The organism is Achromobacter agilis (genome assembly GCF_900496965.1).
GTDB lineage: Bacteria > Pseudomonadota > Gammaproteobacteria > Burkholderiales > Burkholderiaceae_B > Achromobacter > Achromobacter agilis.
The window spans coordinates 19951-37888 of sequence record NZ_UFQB01000002.1 but is presented as its reverse complement, the minus strand read 5'-3'; the positions used below and the strand labels follow the sequence as shown (position 1 = coordinate 37888).

General features: G+C 67.0%; 15 protein-coding genes. 9 read left to right on the top strand and 6 right to left on the bottom strand.

Annotation, left to right across the window (positions count from 1 at the left end; translation table 11 throughout):
* Positions 1-199: 199 nt before the first annotated feature.
* Both AGI3411_RS02390 and AGI3411_RS02385 read left to right on the top strand, forming a co-directional pair.
* Positions 200-1465 carry a hypothetical protein gene (locus AGI3411_RS02390; RefSeq protein ID WP_129525823.1) on the top strand — a complete coding sequence of 422 codons (1266 nt, stop codon included), beginning with the start codon at positions 200-202 and terminating at the stop codon, positions 1463-1465.
* Positions 1466-1581: 116 nt separating this feature from the next.
* Positions 1582-2061, top strand: a complete 480-nt coding sequence (locus tag AGI3411_RS02385) for a VOC family protein (protein WP_129525822.1) — start codon at positions 1582-1584, stop codon at positions 2059-2061.
* Between the two features lie 40 nt (positions 2062-2101).
* Here the strand turns inward: AGI3411_RS02385 and AGI3411_RS02380 are convergent, their stop codons facing one another.
* Positions 2102-3070 carry a DNA/RNA non-specific endonuclease gene (locus AGI3411_RS02380; RefSeq protein ID WP_129525821.1) on the bottom strand — a complete coding sequence of 323 codons (969 nt, stop codon included), beginning with the start codon at positions 3068-3070 and terminating at the stop codon, positions 2102-2104.
* 238 nt (positions 3071-3308) lie between these two features.
* Between AGI3411_RS02380 and AGI3411_RS02375 the strand changes: the two genes are divergently transcribed.
* The 3 genes from AGI3411_RS02375 (at position 3309) to AGI3411_RS02365 (ending at position 6634) form a co-directional block, all read left to right on the top strand.
* Entirely contained in the window at positions 3309-4484 is a 1176-nt protein-coding gene (locus AGI3411_RS02375; RefSeq protein ID WP_129525820.1) for a GGDEF domain-containing protein, read from the top strand.
* Positions 4485-4499: 15 nt separating this feature from the next.
* On the top strand, positions 4500-5363 hold the full coding sequence (locus AGI3411_RS02370; RefSeq protein WP_129525819.1) for a prephenate dehydratase: 864 nt from the start codon (positions 4500-4502) through the stop codon (positions 5361-5363).
* Between the two features lie 125 nt (positions 5364-5488).
* Complete coding sequence (locus AGI3411_RS02365; protein ID WP_129525818.1) at positions 5489-6634, top strand: alpha-hydroxy acid oxidase; 1146 nt, start codon at positions 5489-5491, stop codon at positions 6632-6634.
* A gap of 24 nt (positions 6635-6658) precedes the next feature.
* Here AGI3411_RS02365 and AGI3411_RS02360 read toward each other — a convergent pair whose 3' ends face one another.
* Genes AGI3411_RS02360 through AGI3411_RS02345 form a run of 4 tightly spaced genes read right to left on the bottom strand, consistent with a single transcriptional unit; the run spans position 6659 to position 11422 of the window.
* Positions 6659-7549 (bottom strand): NAD(P)-dependent oxidoreductase, encoded by an 891-nt coding sequence (locus tag AGI3411_RS02360; protein ID WP_165359052.1) that lies wholly within the window; start codon positions 7547-7549, stop codon positions 6659-6661.
* Positions 7549-9291 carry a dihydroxy-acid dehydratase gene (ilvD, locus tag AGI3411_RS02355; protein WP_129525816.1) on the bottom strand — a complete coding sequence of 581 codons (1743 nt, stop codon included), beginning with the start codon at positions 9289-9291 and terminating at the stop codon, positions 7549-7551. Before ilvD ends, AGI3411_RS02360 begins: the two co-directional genes overlap by 1 nt.
* A gap of 26 nt (positions 9292-9317) precedes the next feature.
* Positions 9318-10097 (bottom strand): SDR family NAD(P)-dependent oxidoreductase, encoded by a 780-nt coding sequence (locus AGI3411_RS02350; RefSeq protein WP_129525815.1) that lies wholly within the window; start codon positions 10095-10097, stop codon positions 9318-9320.
* Entirely contained in the window at positions 10094-11422 is a 1329-nt protein-coding gene (locus AGI3411_RS02345; RefSeq protein WP_129525814.1) for an MFS transporter, read from the bottom strand. The genes AGI3411_RS02350 and AGI3411_RS02345 overlap by 4 nt, the downstream gene beginning before the upstream one ends.
* Before the next feature lie 285 nt (positions 11423-11707).
* Between AGI3411_RS02345 and AGI3411_RS02340 the strand changes: the two genes are divergently transcribed.
* The gene (locus AGI3411_RS02340; RefSeq protein WP_129525813.1) at positions 11708-12679 is read left to right on the top strand and encodes a LysR family transcriptional regulator; all 972 of its coding nucleotides are present in this window, start codon (positions 11708-11710) and stop codon (positions 12677-12679) included.
* 11 nt (positions 12680-12690) lie between these two features.
* On the opposite strand, the gene AGI3411_RS02335 is transcribed toward AGI3411_RS02340, so the two are convergent.
* Positions 12691-14958 carry a PHP domain-containing protein gene (locus tag AGI3411_RS02335; protein WP_129525812.1) on the bottom strand — a complete coding sequence of 756 codons (2268 nt, stop codon included), beginning with the start codon at positions 14956-14958 and terminating at the stop codon, positions 12691-12693.
* 92 nt (positions 14959-15050) lie between these two features.
* Between AGI3411_RS02335 and AGI3411_RS02330 the strand changes: the two genes are divergently transcribed.
* From AGI3411_RS02330 to AGI3411_RS02320, 3 genes are all read left to right on the top strand, one after another.
* Entirely contained in the window at positions 15051-15977 is a 927-nt protein-coding gene (locus tag AGI3411_RS02330) for a LysR family transcriptional regulator (RefSeq protein ID WP_129525811.1), read from the top strand.
* Positions 15978-16090: 113 nt separating this feature from the next.
* Positions 16091-17059, top strand: a complete 969-nt coding sequence (locus tag AGI3411_RS02325; RefSeq protein WP_129525810.1) for a Bug family tripartite tricarboxylate transporter substrate binding protein — start codon at positions 16091-16093, stop codon at positions 17057-17059.
* A 74-nt stretch (positions 17060-17133) separates the two neighbouring features.
* On the top strand, positions 17134-17934 hold the full coding sequence (locus tag AGI3411_RS02320) for a hypothetical protein (RefSeq protein WP_129525809.1): 801 nt from the start codon (positions 17134-17136) through the stop codon (positions 17932-17934).
* Positions 17935-17938: the final 4 nt, after the last annotated feature.

The window sequence follows — 17938 nt, the reverse complement described above, 5'->3', positions numbered from 1 at the left end:
GGGCGGCTGCAGGGGCGGTTTTCGCGCGGGCCGGGCCGCCGGCTGGCGATCCTGAGGACAGTGTTGCACCGGGGGCAAGGCGGGAGGAGTAACAAATGTGGCGGTATTCGGCGCGGCGCCGTGCCGAAAGAAACGGGGGCGGGTCATCCGGTATAGTGATTCCATCCGGCCAACTCTGGCGCTCTCGCGTCCGTCCCAGATGTCCCGATCCCCAGTCCGCGTCTTTCGTCCCTGGCTAGGCGCGTTCGCGCTGGTCCTCTTGCCGCTCGCCGGCAATCAGGCGGGAGCCGCCCCGCGCACCGTGTATGCGGGCACGCTGCAAGGCGCGGGCGAGGTCGTGATGGAACTGGAGGCCGCGCAAGACGGCACGCTCACCGGCCGCTACTTCTATCCCAAACAGGGCGTGGACATCCCCTTGAAGGGCACGCCGGCCGCGCTCTATGAACCCAAGCCCTACTATGAACGCAAAGAAGCCGGGCTAGATCCGGACGAGGACGCGCCGGCCGGCCGCGCCGCGGCCTGGCAAGGCGCCCGCGACGCCGACGGCTATCGCGGCCAATGGGTCGACGCCCGTACCGGCAAGCGGCGTAGCTTCCAGTTGCGCCGCGTCGCCGAATACGACCCCGACGCGCTGGCGCCGGACAGCGTGCGGGCCGTCACCGACGCGATCAGCGGCGGCATGGGCAGCGGCATCGCCTTTGACGTGTCCATCGACGCCGAACGCGCGCCCTACGAGACCCGCAAGCTGGCCGGTTACGCCGTTCCCGCCGGCCCGGATATCGGCACTCCCACGCTGGCCTACCGCATGTGGCGCGACCCGCGCACCAAGTTTTCCTATCCCCGGCTCAGCCGCCATCCCGACGCGAAAGTCCTGGAACGCGTCAACGGCCTGCTCGAACAACGCCACTGGCAGATGAGCCTGGCGGCGCTGGCGTGCAAGGCATCGGCCTACACCGATGACAATCCCGCGGCGGGCACGCTGGGCAGCTATGACGAAGAGGAGATCAAGGTCGACTGGTTGTCCTCCGCCCTGATGACGGTCAGCGAATCGGGCAGCCTGTACTGCGGCGGCGCGCATCCCAACAATCATTTCGAGCCCTACACCTTCGATCTGCTGCGCGGCGAATACCTGGACTGGAACCACGTCTTCGACGCATACGAATCCGACGGAAACGGCTTCCGCACCGAAAGCGCGACGCTGCTGGAGGTGGTGAACGCCGCGCGCAACGCGCTGGCGTCCACGGACGCCACGGGCGCCGCGGACGGCGAGTCCCTGGAAGGCTGCGTCGACCTCTGGCCCAGCTTTCTGGCCCTGGGCGCCGAGGCGCCCGGCATGCTGAGCCTGTCGGTGTCGGGCGTGGGCCATGCCATGGGCGTGTGCCTGGGCACCCATGCCGTGGTGCCGTTCAAGGATCTGGCCCCATACTTGAAGCCGGGCGGAGAGGCCTACCTGGTCGTCGACTGAGAGCCCGCCGACGGCCGCGCCGGCCCCGCGACAACATTTTCCAAAGCTTCGTAACGCGTACGGGCCAGGCATAGCGACTATGCTCGATCTACCGGGATTTCCTCAGGAGAGTCAGGATGGCCAGCAAAAATACGATTTGCCTTTGGTACGACAGCGACGCCCTGGAGGCCGCTGAGTTCTACGCCAAGACGTTTCCGGACAGCGCCGTGGGCAAGGTGCTGCGCGCGCCCGGCGATTATCCTTCCGGCAAGCAGGGCGACGTGCTGACGGTGGAGTTCACCGTGGCGGGCATTCCCTGCGTGGGCCTCAATGGCGGGCCTGCCTTCAAGCACAGCGAAGCCTTTTCCTTCCAGGTCTCGACGGAAGACCAGGCCGAAACCGACCGCTTGTGGAACGCCATCGTTGGCAACGGCGGGCAGGAGAGCGATTGCGGCTGGTGCCGGGACAAGTGGGGCCTGTCCTGGCAGATCACGCCGCGCGTGCTGATCGAAGCGATCGCCGATCCGGACCCCGCGGCGGCCAGGCGCGCTTTCGAGGCGATGATGACCATGGGGAAAATCGACATCGCCACGATCGAGGCCGCCCGGCGCGGTTGAAGGGGCACGCGGCAGGACTCCTCTGCCCGCGCTGGCGGCCTCAACCGCCAGCCGGCAACAGCTTCAGCCCGGTGCGCCGCACGAATTCCTCGTAGCTGATCGGCGGCCCGACCTTGGTGCTGGCGGCGTTCGCCTGCCAGTGCACCCAGGAGCGCCCCGAGGTCGCGTCGTACACGACCTTGTAGATGTAGCTGGGCACGGCCACGCCGGAACCTATCGTCTTCGGCTTGTCGGAGTAGACCGGCCCCGTGAACACGTATACGTCGCCGGCGGCGCGCATGACGTATTTGCGGGTGTCTTGCTCGATGCTGCTCCACGCGCCGCCATTGTGCGTCTGGTCCTGCGGCACCATATTGGCCAGGGAAAAACTCTGCGCCATGCCCTCGGCCGTGGACATGTCGGCGGCCGGCGCCATGTGGCCGCGCGAGAAGCCCGATCCCCGGTAGTCGTCCAGCTCCGCCCGTTCCGCGCGCGGCAGCCGGGCCTCGGCATAGAACTTGTCGGTCCTGCGCTGTCCTTGCGCCTGCGTGAGCATCTGGCGGTTCAGCCGCTCCGCCACGAAAACCGGCGTCTTCGTCTGGCCGTTATGCAGGATCGCGAAGGCCGAAAAGCACACTTCCCGCAACTTCTGGCTGCCCGGCACTTCCGGCGGGCGCGAATGCGGGAAGAACTGCCGGCATTCCGGGAACATCGTTTGCGCGGGCGCGCCGGTGGGCGCCGCCGTCACTGCCGCGGGCGCCGCCTGTTCGCGCGGCTGTGCCCGTTGCGGCTCGCGGTGCGGTGCCCAGTGCTGGGGCCATCCCAGCCGCGTCAGCGCCTCTTGCACGGGCGCGGGGATCCGCCATTGCGGATTCAGGACATAGGAGGCGGCGCCGAAACTTGCAAGCGACGAAAACAGCAGCGCCTTAAGGAAGCGGGGGAAACGGCCGCTGGAACGGGCGCTGGCCCGGGCCGTGGATCTGCTGGTGGAACCTTTCTTCTTGGCAGGGGATTTCTTCGCGCGCGTCATTACTACCTGTGAGCTACTGCCCGGCCGCATCGGCGGCCGGCTCGGCCAAGGATTGTAGATGAGTGGCAAATTTGCCACGCACGCGCGTCCGACTGGCTGGCCGCCGTCCCTTGTGAGGCCTGGCCGAGCCTCTTTGCTGCGGGCATTTCCGGGGTTTTGTTACGCTTTTTTGCAGTATTTCCAACGTAAAATTCCGGCTGGCCGCCGCGACACGCCGGCGCCATACCCCACGGCTCCGATGTACGTCGATCTCCTTACTCTTTACTTCATCATCATCGGAACGCTGCTCGCCACGGCTGGCCTGACGTTCTGGGAGCATCGGGCCCATCCCAAGCGCAGCGGGTCGCTGCGGATCCTGTCGGCGGGCTTCGCCACGCTGGCGCTGGGCTGCACGGGGGCGTTGTTCCGCAGCGTGCCGCCCAGCCCATTCGGTTCCGCCGGGGCCAACCTGGTCGTCCTCAGCGGCTACCTGCTGGTCATGAACGGCGCCGCCTCCTTGCGCGGCAAGCGATACCGCGTTGCGCCGCTTGCGCTGCTTGCCGTCATGGCCCTGATATGGGCGGTGGCGGGCGCGCAAGGGGAAGATCTCGTCTGGAAGTACATCAGCGCGTTCCCCATCGCGCTCGTAAGCGCGTGGACCACATGGGAACTGCTGCGCTGTGGCGATCTGAAAGCGCTGAAGCCGCTGCGCATCGCCGTCGCGGTAACGGGCATCCACGCGCTGATCTATGCCGCCCGGGCGTTCATCCTGCCCTGGTGGGTGGCGGCGCACGGCCCAGGGGTGCAACTCACCGCAAGCACCCTCACCATGTACGAAGGCGTGCTGTATTCCATCCTCCTGCCCATGACCCTGATCAAGCTCGTCCGCGAGGAGACCCATCTCGAACTCGTGCGCGAATCGCAGACCGACTACCTGACCCGGCTGGGCAACCGCCGCTGGTTTTTCGAGCAGGGCGGGCGCCTGGTCGACGAGGCAAAGGGGCGGTCGCCGGTTGCGGTGCTGGCGTTCGACCTGGACCAGTTCAAGTCCATCAACGACCGTTACGGCCACCAGAAGGGCGATCAGGTACTGCAATGCTTCGCGGAAACGGCCCGTGGCATGCTGGGGCCCGGCGCGATCCTGGCCCGCATCGGCGGCGAGGAGTTCGCCGCGCTGCTGTCCGGTGACGCCGCGGATCGCGCGGCGGCGCTGGGCGAGTCCGTGGCGCGGCGTTTTGCCGAAACCATATCCAACCGGATCGACAATATCGGAATACCCGCCACCGTCAGCATCGGGCTCGTGCTGTACGAGCTTGACGCGCCGCCGCTGGCCGACGCGCTGGCCGCGGCGGACCGGGCCCTGTACCGCGCGAAGGCGCTGGGCGGCAACCGCCTGGTTTCGGCGGGGGCGGCTCTGCGGGTGGCGGCGGGCTGACCCCTGGAGCGGAAAATGAAAATCCTCGCATCGCTGACCGTCATAGGCTCGCTTACCTTGAACCTCTCCGCCAGTCCGGCTGCCGCCGGCTCCATCGGCTACCTGGGCCCAGCCGGCTCCTGGACGCACCAGGCCTGCCTGGACCTCTACGGCGACAAGGACCTGGTCCCGCTGTCGCGCGACGACCTCTTCAAAGACTACGCCAGCGGCAAGCTGGAACGCGTCTGCGTGCCCGTCACCACCTCCGTGGTGGGCGTCACGCCGTACCTGGACGCCGTGCTCGACCTGCCCAACGCAACCATCGTCGCCGAGTATCCCAAGATGCTGGGCTACAGCCTGCTGGCTCGGCCCGGCGCCAAGCGCGAAGACATCAAGGAAGTGCTGGCGCACCCCGTCGCCTTCGAGGAAGTGAAACCCTGGGTGGATCGCGAAATGCCCGGCGTGCGCAAGACCAACGCCGCCAGCGGCGGCGCCGCCGCCCAGGCCGTCGCCAACAGCCCGGCGCTGGACAAGGCCTCGTTCGGCCCCAAGGTCGGCGCCACGGTCTACTCCCTGGTGTCCCTGGTGGACGGCATCGAAGAGGGGCCCCACAACGTAACGCGCTGGTGGGTGCTGGGCCGCGACATGCCCGCGCCCACGGGCCACGACAAGACGTCCCTGCTGCTCGACACCTCGGACGACCGGTTCGGCGCCTCGCTGGCTTCGCTCATCGCCGCCGGGGCCCAGATCCTGACGGTGTACGAACGGCCCAGCAAGAAAACGCTGGATACGCACCGCTACCTGATCGAGGTGGCGGGGCACGCGAAGAAAGGCAAGCTGGCGGAGTTCCTGGCGGTCAACCCGGGGTTCCGGGTGCTGGGGTCCTATCCCAGGAAGTAAGGCCGGCCCGGGGCGGCGCATGGAAACGTCCGCCGGAGCATTTGTTGCGGCGGCGGTTTGATTGTTACTCTCTGGGGCGCCGTTTCCCGCCGTTTCCCACACGCAGCGTTGATAAAGGTTTTCTGATGCGCCTGAACCAGTGCCAGAATTTCCACGACTTTCGCCGCATGGCGCGCCAGCGCCTGCCGGGCCCGATCTTCAATTACATCGACGGCGCTGCCGACGATGAAACCACCTACCGGCGCAATACCCAGGCCTTCGAGGCCTGCGACCTGGTGCCGGACGTGCTGCGCGGGGTGGCGGAGGTGGATATGTCGGTAACCGTCATGGGCCAGAAGCTGGCGCTGCCGGTGTATTGCTCGCCGACCGCGCTGCAGCGCCTTTTCCACCACGACGGCGAACGCGCCGTGGCGGCGGCCGCAGGCAAGTTCGGCACCATGTTCGGCGTGTCGTCGCTGGGCACCGTCAGCCTGGAGGAAGCCCGCAAGATCAGCGGCGGGCCGCAGGTGTACCAGTTCTATTTCCACAAGGACCGCGGCCTGAACCGCGACATGATGGCGCGCGCCAAAGAGGCCGGCGTCCAGGTCATGATGCTGACCGTGGACAGCATCACCGGCGGCAACCGCGAACGAGACAAGCGCACCGGCTTCGCGATCCCGTTCCGGCTGAACCTGTCCGGCATCGCCCAATTCGCCGTCAAGCCGGCCTGGGCCATCAACTATGTCACGCACGAACGCTTCAGGCTGCCCCAGCTGGACGGCCACGTGGACATGGGGGGAGGGGCGATGTCCATCAGCCGGTACTTCACCGACATGCTGGACCCGGCCATGTCCTGGGACGACGTTGCCGCGATGGTGCAGGAGTGGGGCGGCCAGTTCTGCCTGAAAGGCATCATGTCGGTAGAGGATGCCAGGCGCGCCGCCGACATCGGCTGCACCGGCATCGTGCTGTCCAACCATGGCGGCCGCCAGCTCGACGGCTCGCGCAGCGCCTTCGACCAACTGGCCGAAATCGTCGACGCCGTGGGCGACCGCATCGACGTGATGATGGACGGCGGCGTGCAGCGCGGCACCCACGTGCTGAAGGCCCTGGCGCTGGGCGCCAAGGCCGTGGGGCTGGGCCGCTATTACCTGTTCCCGCTGGCGGCGGCGGGGCGGCCCGGGGTGGAAAGGGCGCTGGAACTGATGCGGATCGAAATCGAGCGCGCCATGAAGCTGATGGGGTGCAGGACCGTTGCTGACTTGCAGCGGCGGCACCTGCGGTTCCGTTGATCGGTACGGATTTACGGCAATCGCCTACATGCCGGGTTCACTCTCCGCCTCGCCGATCCGGAATACTTGGGACAGATCCCAGTCTCCCATGCCGCGCCGCACGGCATCCTGTAGCAGGCGGCGCACTTCCGGCAGCACGCGCTGCACGGTAGCGCTCGCCTCTGCGAGTTCGGCAATCGCGTCCAGATCCTTGAGCATCACGCGCACCGTGCCGGTGGCGTGCTCGGGTGGCGTCACCATGCGAGGCCATAGCGTTTGCAACAGCACGGAATCGGCCCAACCGCCTTGCAGGGCCGACGGCAGGGCGGCGGTATCGATTCCACTGCGCTTGGCCAGCACGAAGGCTTCGGCCAATCCGGCGAGCGTGGTCGCGACGATGGCCTGATTGGCGAGCTTGGTGGTCTGGCCCGCGCCGGTGTCGCCCATGCGGGTGACGCGCGAGGCGAACGCGCGCAGCACGGGCGTCACGGATTCGATGGCATCCGCGGGGCCGCCGGCCATGATGGCGAGCTTGCCGGCCGCCGCGCCGTCCGTGCCGCCCGAGACGGGAGCATCGATCCACACGCCGCCGGTTGCCTCGGCCCAGCGCCGGGCCAGGGAGCGCGTGAGCGCGGGCGACAAGGTCGAGTGGTCGACGAGATAGCGGGGCGGCGGGGCCGAGTGCGCAAGCCCATGCTCGCCGAACACCACGTCCTCCACGGCTTTGCCGTCGCCCAGGCAAAGCAGGACGATGTCGACGCATTCGCCGAGTGCCCGCGGCGTCTCCCGGGCAACGGCCCCTGCGGCGGCAAGAGGGCCGAGTTTTGCGTGGGAGCGATTCCAGGCCGTGACGTTGTGGCCGGCGGCCAGCAGCCGCGTGGTCATGGGTTCGCCCATGCGGCCGATGCCGCAAAAGCCGATGCGTGGCGCCGCCATCATTTCCTGCTTCCGTTAACGGGCATTTCCCCGATCGACGCTTCATAAGGCCAGTTCACGGCCCCGGAATGGGTCACGGCGCCCAGCTTGGCCGGACGCACCAGCGCTTCATACTTTTCGAGCACGCCGCCCAGATGCCCGCGCGCGAACGGCTGGGCGACAGCCGCCCGCTGCGCGAGCTCCTCGTCGGAAAGTTCTACGTCGAGCCGCCCCTTGATCGCATCGATGTGTATGCGGTCGCCATCGCGCAACAGGCGTATCGGGCCACCCGCCGCGGCTTCGGGGCCGACATAGCCGATGCACATGCCGCGCGTAGCCCCCGAGAACCGGCCGTCGGTGAGCAGCGCGACCTTTTCGCCCATGCCTTGTCCGTAGATCGCCGCCGTTACACTCAGCATTTCACGCATGCCCGGCCCGCCCTTGGGGCCCTCGTTGCGGATCACGAGAACGTCGCCTTCCCGATAGGTTCCTGCGGCAACGACCGCCATACAGTCTTCTTCCGCCTCGAACACCCGCGCCGTGCCCGAGAACACCAGCTGCTTGAGGCCGGCGGTCTTCAGCGCGGCGCCGTCCGGGGCAAGGTTGCCGCGCAGCACCACCAGCCCCGCGTTGGGTGAGAGCGGTTCGTTATAGGGCTTGACCACGCGGCCATCCGGGCCGGGGAAGGCACGCAGCGCGGTTTCCAGCGTTTCGCCGCTTTGCGTGAGTGTGTCGCCGTGTATGTGGCCGCCAGCCAGCAGAGCGTTGAGCACCGCCGGCACGCCGCCAACATGATGCAGGTCCACCGCCAGATAGCGCCCGCCGGGCTGCATGTCGCCGATCAGCGGCGTGCGCGCCAGGACTTCAGAGACATCATCGAGTGTGAATGCTATGCCGGCCTCGTGCGCGATGGCGGGGATGTGCAGCATGGCGTTGGTCGATCCCCCGGTGGCGGCGACGGCCGCGCAGGCGTTCTCCAGGCTCTTGCGGGTCACCAGGTCGCGTGGCAGCGGCCCGCCATTGCGCAACGCGCGCATGACGTTTTCGCCGGCGCGGCGGGCGATCGCGATGCGTTCGCTGTAGACGGCGGGCACCATCGCCGAGCCGAGCGGCGCCAGGCCCAGCACTTCGGCGACCATCGCCATCGTGTTCGCCGTGAACTGCCCCGGGCAGGAGCCGGCGGTCGGAGTGCAGCGCTTTTCGATGCCGCGCAGCGTTTCGGCGGACATATCGCCGCGCTGCGCCGCGCCCACGGCCTCGATGGCCGTCAGGATCGTGGCTTGCGAGCCGTCCGGAGCCACGCCGGGCAGCATCGCGCCGCCGAACAGGAACACTCCTGGGACGTTGACGCGCACCATGCCCATCAGAATGCCGGGCAGGGTCTTGTCGCAACCGGCCACGCCGACGAGCGCGTCGTAGCAATGGGCGCGCACGAACAGTTCGACGCTGTCGGCAATCGTTTCGCGCGAAACCAGCGAGAACCGCATGCCCGAGTGATTCATCGAGGTTCCGTCGGATACCGAGATCGCCGAGCCGCGTATCGGCACGCCGCCGCCGGCCGCGATGCCGAGGCGAACGTTGTCGGAAATCTGGTTCAGCGACATGGAGCAGGGAGTGTTCTCGCCGAAGGTGTCGACGATGGCGACGAACGGCTTCTCGATGGCCTCGTCGTCGAGGCCCGTGGCGCGCAGGAAGGCGCGGTGCGGCGCGCGCGTCACGCCCTCGGTCACCGTGCGGGAGCGGTGTTTGTGCAGATCTTTCATCGCAGGAATTCCTTGTGTCGTGGGGCTCAGGTGTTGAGCAGCAAGCCGTTTTCGATGGCCAGGACCTGGCCGGTCATTGCGGGCGCGCGGGCGGCGAGGAACCAGGCGAGTTCCGCGACTTCAGAAGGTTGGGAAACCCGCTTGAGCGGCGCGTTCTCGCGCATGCCATCGATCACGCGCGCGTAGGCGTCGTCGCCGAGCATCCGCCGCAGCAGGCCGTCGTCGACCATGCCCGGGGCGATGGCGTTCACGCGGACGTGCGGGGCGAGGGTGCGCGCGAGCGACAGCGTCAGCGAGTTGACCGCGCCCTTGGACGCCGCGTAGGCAATCGAGGATCCCGTGCCATTGAGGGACGCCAGGGACGAAATATTGATGACGCTGCCCGATGCCGCGCCCGCCGGGCGGCCGCGCAGCAAGGGCGCCGCGGCGCGGGTCATCTGGAACATGCCGATGAGGTTCACGCGATAGATGCGTTCGAACTCGCCGGCGTCAATGGCTTCGAGGTCGGCGTGCGGAATCACGCGTGTCGTGCCCGCGCTGTTCACGAGCGCGTCTAGCCGTCCCCATTGCGCGGCGACGGCATCGACCATGGCGCGGCAGGCCGCGTCGTCGCCCACGTCGGCGTCGACGACGATCGCCTGGGCGCCGGCGTCGCCGCATTGCGCCGCCACCCTCTCGGCGGCCGCCCGGGTGCCGTGATCGAAATTGTTGATGGCCACGGTCCAGCCCTCGCGCGCGAAACGCAGGGCAGTGGCGGCGCCGATGCCGGTTGCCGCGCCGGTTACCAGGCAGACGGGAGCCTTCATGCCTGGCTCCGTTTCGTGCCTAGCGACATCACGATGACGGCGCCGCCGACCAGCGCGCACGCCAGCATGATCATGCCCGGCAACAGCTGTCCGGTGCTGTCCTTGAGAAAGCCGATAACGTACGGACTCACGAAGCCGGCCAGGTTGCCGACCGAGTTGATCAGCGCGATGGCCGCCGCCGCGCCCGCTCCGCTCATCATCGCCGTGGGGATGCCCCAGAAGACCGGCGCGATCGAGTTGATGCCGATGGCGGCCACGATGAGCGCGGCCATCGACCACCAGAGGTGTTGGGCGAGCAGCACCGATGCGAGCATGCCGGCGGCGCCCAGCACGCAGCACACCGCGACGTGAATGCGGCGTTCGTTGCTGCGGTCTGCATGGCGCGCAATGAGTATCATCGCAACGGCGCTGACGAGCGACGGCACGGCCGATAGCAGGCCGATGTTGCCGAGGTTGGCGACGCCCGCGGCGCGTATCATCGTAGGCAGCCAGAATACGAGCCCGTAGTTGCCCATGGCGATACAGAAATAGAGCAGGCCAAGCAACCATACCTTGCGGTCGCCGAACACCTGCCGCACGCTATGGCGGGCGCGGGTGCTGTCGTCGGCGGCGAGATCCTGCGCCAGCAGGCGCTTCTCGTCTGCGCTGAGCCACTTCACCGTCTCGATCCGGTCCTGCAGCACGAAGAAGGCGGCGATGCCGACGACGAGCGACCCGAGACCTTCCACCAGGAACAGCCACTGCCAGCCGGCCAGGTCATGCGCTCCGCCGAACCGCTCCATGATCCAGCCGGACAGCGGGCCGCCGATGGCGCCCGACACCGGGATGGCCACCATGAACAGGGCGATGATCTGCGAGCGCCTGTTCGACGGGAACCAGGTGGCCAGATACAGCACGATGCCGGGGAAAAAGCCGGCTTCGGCCACGCCCAGCAGGAAACGCAGTGCATAGAACGAGGCCGGCCCCTGGGCGAACATCGTCAGGCACGAGATGATCGACCACGTGACCATGATGCGTGCGATCCAGATGCGTGCGCCCACGCGATGCAGGATCAGATTGCTCGGCACCTCGAAGAGGAAGTAGCCCAGAAAGAAAATGCCGGCTCCCAAGCCGTAGACGGTTTCCGATAGCGAGAGGTCCGCCAGCATTTGCAACTTCGCGAAGCTCACGTTGACGCGGTCGATGTACGCAACGATGAACGACAGGAACAGGAACGGCATGATGTGCCAGGCCAGCTTGCGGTACAGCGTGTCGAGCTGCGCCGGATTCTGCGCGGCCTGCGGGCCGGCATGCGCCTGCGCGCCGCCGGATAGGGACGTGCTCATGGGTATTGTCTCCGTGGGTGTGTGCCATGGGGCACATCGAGTTATTCGGCAGCCTGCGCATTCGGTTATGTGTGTGGCGTCGAGGTGGAAGCAATGGTTTGCCCCGGAAATTCATCGATGCCTCACGAAATGCCCGCGCCGCAATGCTGACCGTTCGAAGGGTACGGGCTGCCCGGGCAAGACGGCAAATCACACTTTGCGCATTTGGCATTACCATTTGGTTATGATTGGCGCGTTGCGCCATCGCACGATGGCGGCACATTCCCCAGCCCTTCCATTTCCGACATGTCCGCCAGCACCCCCTCCGACAATTCGATAGAGCGCTTTTTCCGCAGTGGCCTGAAGCTTGGGCATCTGCGCATTCTGGTCACGCTGGGCGAATTGCGTCAGGTCACGCGGGTGGCCGCAGCGTTCCACGTCACGCAGCCGGCCATCTCGAAGCAGATCGCGGAGATCGAGGAGGCGTTGGGCACGCCGGTCGTGCGCCGGGTGGGCAATGCCGTCGAGTTGACGCGCATAGGACGCGTGCTGGTCGAACGCGGGCGCGAGATTCTGCGGCAGATAGAACTGGCGCGGCGCGACGTCACCGCGCTGGCCGCCGGCACGGCGGGCCACGTGAGATTCGGCGCCGTGGTGACGATTCCCCAGCCCTTGATCGCGCATGCCGTCGAGCTGTTCACGCGGCGCGCGCCGAACGCGTCGTTCTCGTTCGTGGAAGCCACGCTCGATCGCCTGCTCAAGATGATGGACGAAGGCAACCTCGATCTGGCGTTGGGCCGCAACCGCGTGACCGGCTATCTGCCGGTGATGCGCCACGAATCACTGCATCACGAGCCGTTCGTATTCGTGGTGGGCACGCGACACGCCTTGGGCGGTGCCGATACCCCCGTGGCCTGGAGCGACTTGCAGGACGTGCGCTGGATCACGCCGATGCAGGGCTCGCCCGCGTTCGCGACCATGGTCGAGATTCTTGCCGAACATGGCGTGACCTTGCTGCGTCCGAGCATCGAGTCGAGTTCACTGGCGCTCAACCTGTCGTTGCTGCGCGACGGGGGCTACGTCTCGATCCTGCCGCTGTCGCTCGCGCGACGCTATGTGCAGCGCGGAACGATGCGGATGCTGCCGCTGCCGCCGCTGGGACCCCTGGGCGAGGCCATTCTGTACTGGCGCGAAGACACCACGACATCCACCACGCAGCTGTTCGCCGAGTGCCTGCGGGAGTCGTCGGCGGAATTGATCGACGCCGGCGGCGTGTAGCATCCGCCGCTTTATTGCGGCCCGGACGCGCCCCGTTCCACATAGATCGGGCTGGAATAAATGAAAAACCCATCCTCCGTGGTGATGCGCAAGTACACGGCATTGTCGGAACCCGTGTGCAGCGGCACGCGCACCCGGGCCTGCATCCGCCGCGCCGGGTTTTCATCGGGCAGGCGATAGACCTGCAGCCGGCGCCGAATGCCGCGGTTTTCCACGACGACCGGTTCCAGGCCGATTTGATCGACCGCGAGTTCGGTGCGCACGATGGGCGTGTCGATCTTCAGCACGCCGGCGCGCGGATCGCGCAGCCGTACGTCGATGCCGCTGAAGCCGCCGGTGGTCAGCGACCGCCAGCTCAGCATGTCGGGCCGCGGTTGCGCCAGGGTCTTGTCCAGGTTCCAGAAATTGATCGGCAGCGGGTCCACGAAGGCGTTGCCGTCGAGCGTCGCGTTGCCGTCCCACACGGTCTGGCGGCCGCGGCCGCGGTACTCCGACCCTTCCCAGACGATGCGGATGCGGCTGCCCAGCGCGGCCTCGTCGTAGGGATACAGCGTCTGCACGACCTCCATGCGGTTGCGGATCTCCACGCGCTCGATCGCGCCATGGGTCAGCACCTCGAAAGACAGCTCCAGCGAGTCGCCGTCATACGACAGGATGGCGCCCATGTCCGCCTGGGTGACCGGCTCGCGCGTCACCGGCGCGCCCAGTTTGGGATCGTCGGAATAACGTAGCGCGGGCCGCTCGAAATGCGCCTGCACGTCGAGATAGGCGCGGCAGCCGGTGGTGGCGTAATGGCGGCGCTGGCGCAGGCACTCGGCGATCGAGTGCCGGGTGAGCCGGTCGGCGATCAGGCAGCTCAGGCCGCCATAGGCGCCGAACAGGGATGCGCCCGGGTGGCTGGCGCCATGCCGGCCCTTGTGTCCGTCGCTGTTGGCCAGGATGCCGACGCGGTAGCCGAGCCGGAAAGCGTCCTCCAGCAGCCATTCGAAGGTGCCCCAATCGGAGTGGATTTCGATGGAGCGCTCCAGGCGGGCGTCGTGCGAGCGGGTAATGTCGGCGTAGCGGCCGCCGATGTGCGCGAACACCACCACGTCCTCGTCCTTCAGCGCGTCGAACAGCGCGTCCGCGTCGTTCGCGTCCAGCGCCAGGTCCGACAGGTCGTCGATCAGGGCGTGCGACGAGCGGTGGATGGGGCGGCCTTCCTTCAAGTACAGCACGTTGCGGTCGCCGCCCAGGCCGGTGTTGCCCGACCATTCGTAGCCAGGGAAGATGATGAACGATCCATCCTCGTTGTATCGGGCCGTCAGCTTGTTCAGCTGTTCCCAGAACGGCGTGGTGATCTGGAAGTCATTGCCCTGGTGGCTCATCACGTCCAGGAAGGCCCGGTCCCGCGCGAACAGGATCAGTTCTTCGGCGGAGTTGGTGCCTATCGTTTCCTCGGACTGCCCATGCAGGTCGGCCCAGTAATGCCGGCGCGCTCCATCGCCGGCCGCCACGATGCGGCACGGCGTGCTGTGCGCCACGGCTTGGCCGTCGCGCAGTACCTCGATGCGCAGTTCGCCGGGCGCTTCCGCCATCAGCCCCTCCAGCCGTAATGAGAGTTCGCCCTCGCGCATCGAGAACGCGGAGGGCAGGCCGCGCAGCGGCAGGTTGCTGCGCACAGTGAACTCACCGGACACGCGGTCGCTGGGGTTGCCCCATTTGTCTTCGCCCTTGAAACCCAGGCTGAACGCCTCTCCCGCAACCGCCTGGCTGGGCAAGATGGCCTTGTAGGCCACCGGCGGCCCGGCCACGACTGCGATGGTAGGCGAGTGCTCGAGTTCGGTGTAGTTGTAGGTGGCGAAGGCGTCCACCAGCACCTTGAACTCGAAAGTCGGCTCGCTGAACGTCTGCACCCGCATGCCGGGCGAGCCCCGCCGCGTATCGCCAAAGCGCACCACGATGCGGTCGCCTTCCTCCAGGTAGCCGCGAACCACCCGGATGAACAATGTCTTGTCCCACGGCCGGATGTTGCGCTTGCCGTCGTACTCCACCTGCAGAACCGCGCCGTTGGAAGCCTCGACCGTGGTGTAGTTCCAGCCGTCGGGTTGGTCGAACTGCGGCTTGCCCATGTCGCTGGCGAAGCGGTGCACGATCTTGATCGACCCGGTGTCGTCGATGCCGAAGTAGCCCGCGGTATAGGTCAGCGTGAACGACGCCAGGCTGCCCGCCTCAAAGCGGCCGGAAGGTTCGACGGTGGCCGATCCCATGCGGTCGGCGGCGTAGGAAGAGTGCGGCATTGCGGTTCCGTGCGGGTTAGGGAAATCCCATCTTAGGGAGCGCGCACCCATATAGCTATAGTATGCAAACTATTCCATCATGACGTCGCTACATGGCCGACCCGGTCGAATCCGTCTCCCTGCGCCAGCTGCGCGCCCTCGTCGCGATCGGTGAAACCGCCAGCTTCACGGCCGCGGGCGAGCGCCTGGGGCTGTCGCAGCCCTCGGTCAGCCACCTGATCCGCCGGTTGGAAGCCGAGGTCGGCCAGCCGCTGGTCGTGCGCGGCCGCGAGGTCTCGCTGACGCGCGACGGCCAGGCCATGGTCGACGTGGCGCGGCGCGCCATCCTGGCCATCGACAGCTCGCTCCAGGAATGCCGCGAGCACTCCGACCTGAAGCAGGGCAAGGTCATGGTCGCCGTCGGCCACGTCAGCGCGGCCACCTTGCTGCCGCACATCCTGATGGAGTTCCGCCAGCGCCATCCCCAGCTCGACCTGATCGTGGTTGATTGCATGGTGCAGCAGATCCGCACGCGGTTGCTCTCGCACGAGGCCGACATCGGCCTGGGCGCGGTCATGCCGGACGACGACTCGCGCATCATGGTGGAGCAGCTCTCGGACGGCGGCGTGGCGCTCTTCGTGCGCACCGACCACCCGCTGGCCCGGCTGGACGAGGTCGACGCCAAGGTGCTGGCCGAGCTACCCTGCATCCAGCTGAACCCGGAAGCGCCCGCCTGGCTCAACATCAGCCGCCGGCTGATCGCCGCCAACATCTATCCGCGCGTGGAGCAGCGCGTCGTGCTGCTGTCCACCGCGATCGGCCTGATACAGGCCGGCATGGGCGTGGCCATGCTGCCGCAGATTTCGCGGGGCCAGATGCCCGCCGGCATCAAAGGCATCGCGCTGCGCAATCCGGCGCTGGAATGGCCCATCTCCATCGCCCGGCTGGCCAACTACCCCTTGTCCCCGGCGGCCCAGGCCTTCGTCGCCGTGGTCCGCTCGGTCTCCCAGCGCCTGCGCCGCGAAGCCGCCATGCCATGATGGCATGACGCTATAAGCCCCCGCGTATTTTTCGGGGCCGCCGCCTCGGATACGCTGCTTGGCATCATGCAAGCCCGCATGGTTTCCACAGCTCGCGCCACCGCGGAGGCATCATGAAAGCACTACTAGGGGTTCTACTGGCCTGTGCGCCGTTCGTCGGGGCGCCGGCCGGCGCAGCGCCGTTTCCGGATCGTCCCATCACCCTGGTCGTGCCGCTGGCGGCCGGCAGCACGGCGGACATCCTGGCGCGGTCGATCCAGCCCGGCCTGAGCCAGCAACTGGGGCAGACCGTTGTCGTCGAGAACAAGCCCGGCGGCGGCGGCCAGATCGCCATGAGCTACGTGGCCAAGGCGGCGCCTGATGGCTACACCCTGGTGCTGGGCTCCAACAACACCTGGGCCATCAACCTGGGATTGTTCTCGAAACTGTCCTACAACCCGACCAAGGACTTCGTGCCCGTCGCCTATCTGGCGGGCGGCTCCAACGTATTGGTCGTGCCGTCCGACAGCCCATACCGCTCGGTGCGTGAACTGGTCGCCGCCTTGAAGGCCCAGCCCGGCAAACTGATGTATTCGTCCGGCGGTAACGGCACCACGCACCACCTTTCGGCCGAATTGCTGCTGTCGATCACCGGCACCCAGGCCGCGCACATTCCCTATCGCGGCGCCCCGCAAGGTGTGGCCGCCGTGATGGCGCATGAAGTCGCCTTCGCCTTCTACAACACGCCCAGCGTGTCCGGCCTGGTCAAGGAAGGCAAGCTGAGGGCGCTGGCGGTCACCGGCGAAGCCCGGTCCCCTTTGCTGCCCGACGTGCCCACCATGATGCAAGAGGGCGTGAACGGCTATGTGATCACCGTCGACCTGGGCCTCATGGCTCCCGCCGGCACGCCGCCGGACGTCGTGGCGAAGCTTAACGCGGCCGCGCGCAAGGCCATGGACAGCGGCGAGCAGCGCCAGCGCCTGCAGGCGCTGGGGTATGAAATCTTCCATGACGGGCCGCCCAGCGGGCTGGCGGCGTTCATCCAGGCGGATATCGCCAAATGGGTGCCGCTGGTCGAACGCTCTGGGGCGAAGGTGGATTGACGTTCCGGTCATGACGAGACCAATCGTTGCCATGTTAAAAAGGGGCGCCCGAACTCCGAACGAATCATTCGCCCATGTCCGAACACCACCAGTTTCTATGCCCGCGCGATATGCACCTGCCGCCGCCTGATTGGCGCGCGCTGGAAGCCAAACTGCTGGAAGGAGGATATGTGCTTGAGCCGCGCGGAGACGGCATTCCGTATCGCGCCCTGTCGAACCTGAGCTTCGGCCTGGCCAGCCTGAACGAAGGATCGCACCAGTATCGGGAAGGCCTGCGCACCACGGGCGACGTCATTGCCATGTATGTGCAGGCAGGGTATCTGCCCGCCGACATGCCGATACGCCACAACGACACCATGGAAGAAGCCCTGGCGCTGCTGGCCGAACACGGCGTCACGCCGGGGGACCTGTATCTCGACAACGAAAGCAGCGATTGGAACAGCCCGCAGTACTGCCTGGGTCCGGCGGCACGCGCCTACCTGACCGACGACACACGAGCCTCCTACGACGCGAATCCCAAGAATTTTCCGTTGATGCTGCTGACCTATGACGGCCCTGAACCGAACGTGGCGGTAGGGGAGAATCTCTCCGAGCCCAGCCTGCCGGGGTCGGACGAACTGCTGGAATCCATGCCGCCGTTCGACTCGCATGTCGATTTCATCGGCGCCGCCTACGAGGATCCCGCCGCGCAATGGCGCTGCCCGGACAATGGCCGCGATTACCGGATCCTGGAACTGGATTGGCAATTCAGCCTGGCGATGGGCTTTCGCATGATCCGGACGGAATGGCTGGACCAGGGTAGCGCCGATGGCTTGGCCGGCTTGATTGGAGAGCTTGCCGGGCTGGCCATGGTCAGCAGCCATCGGCATTTGTGAAGGC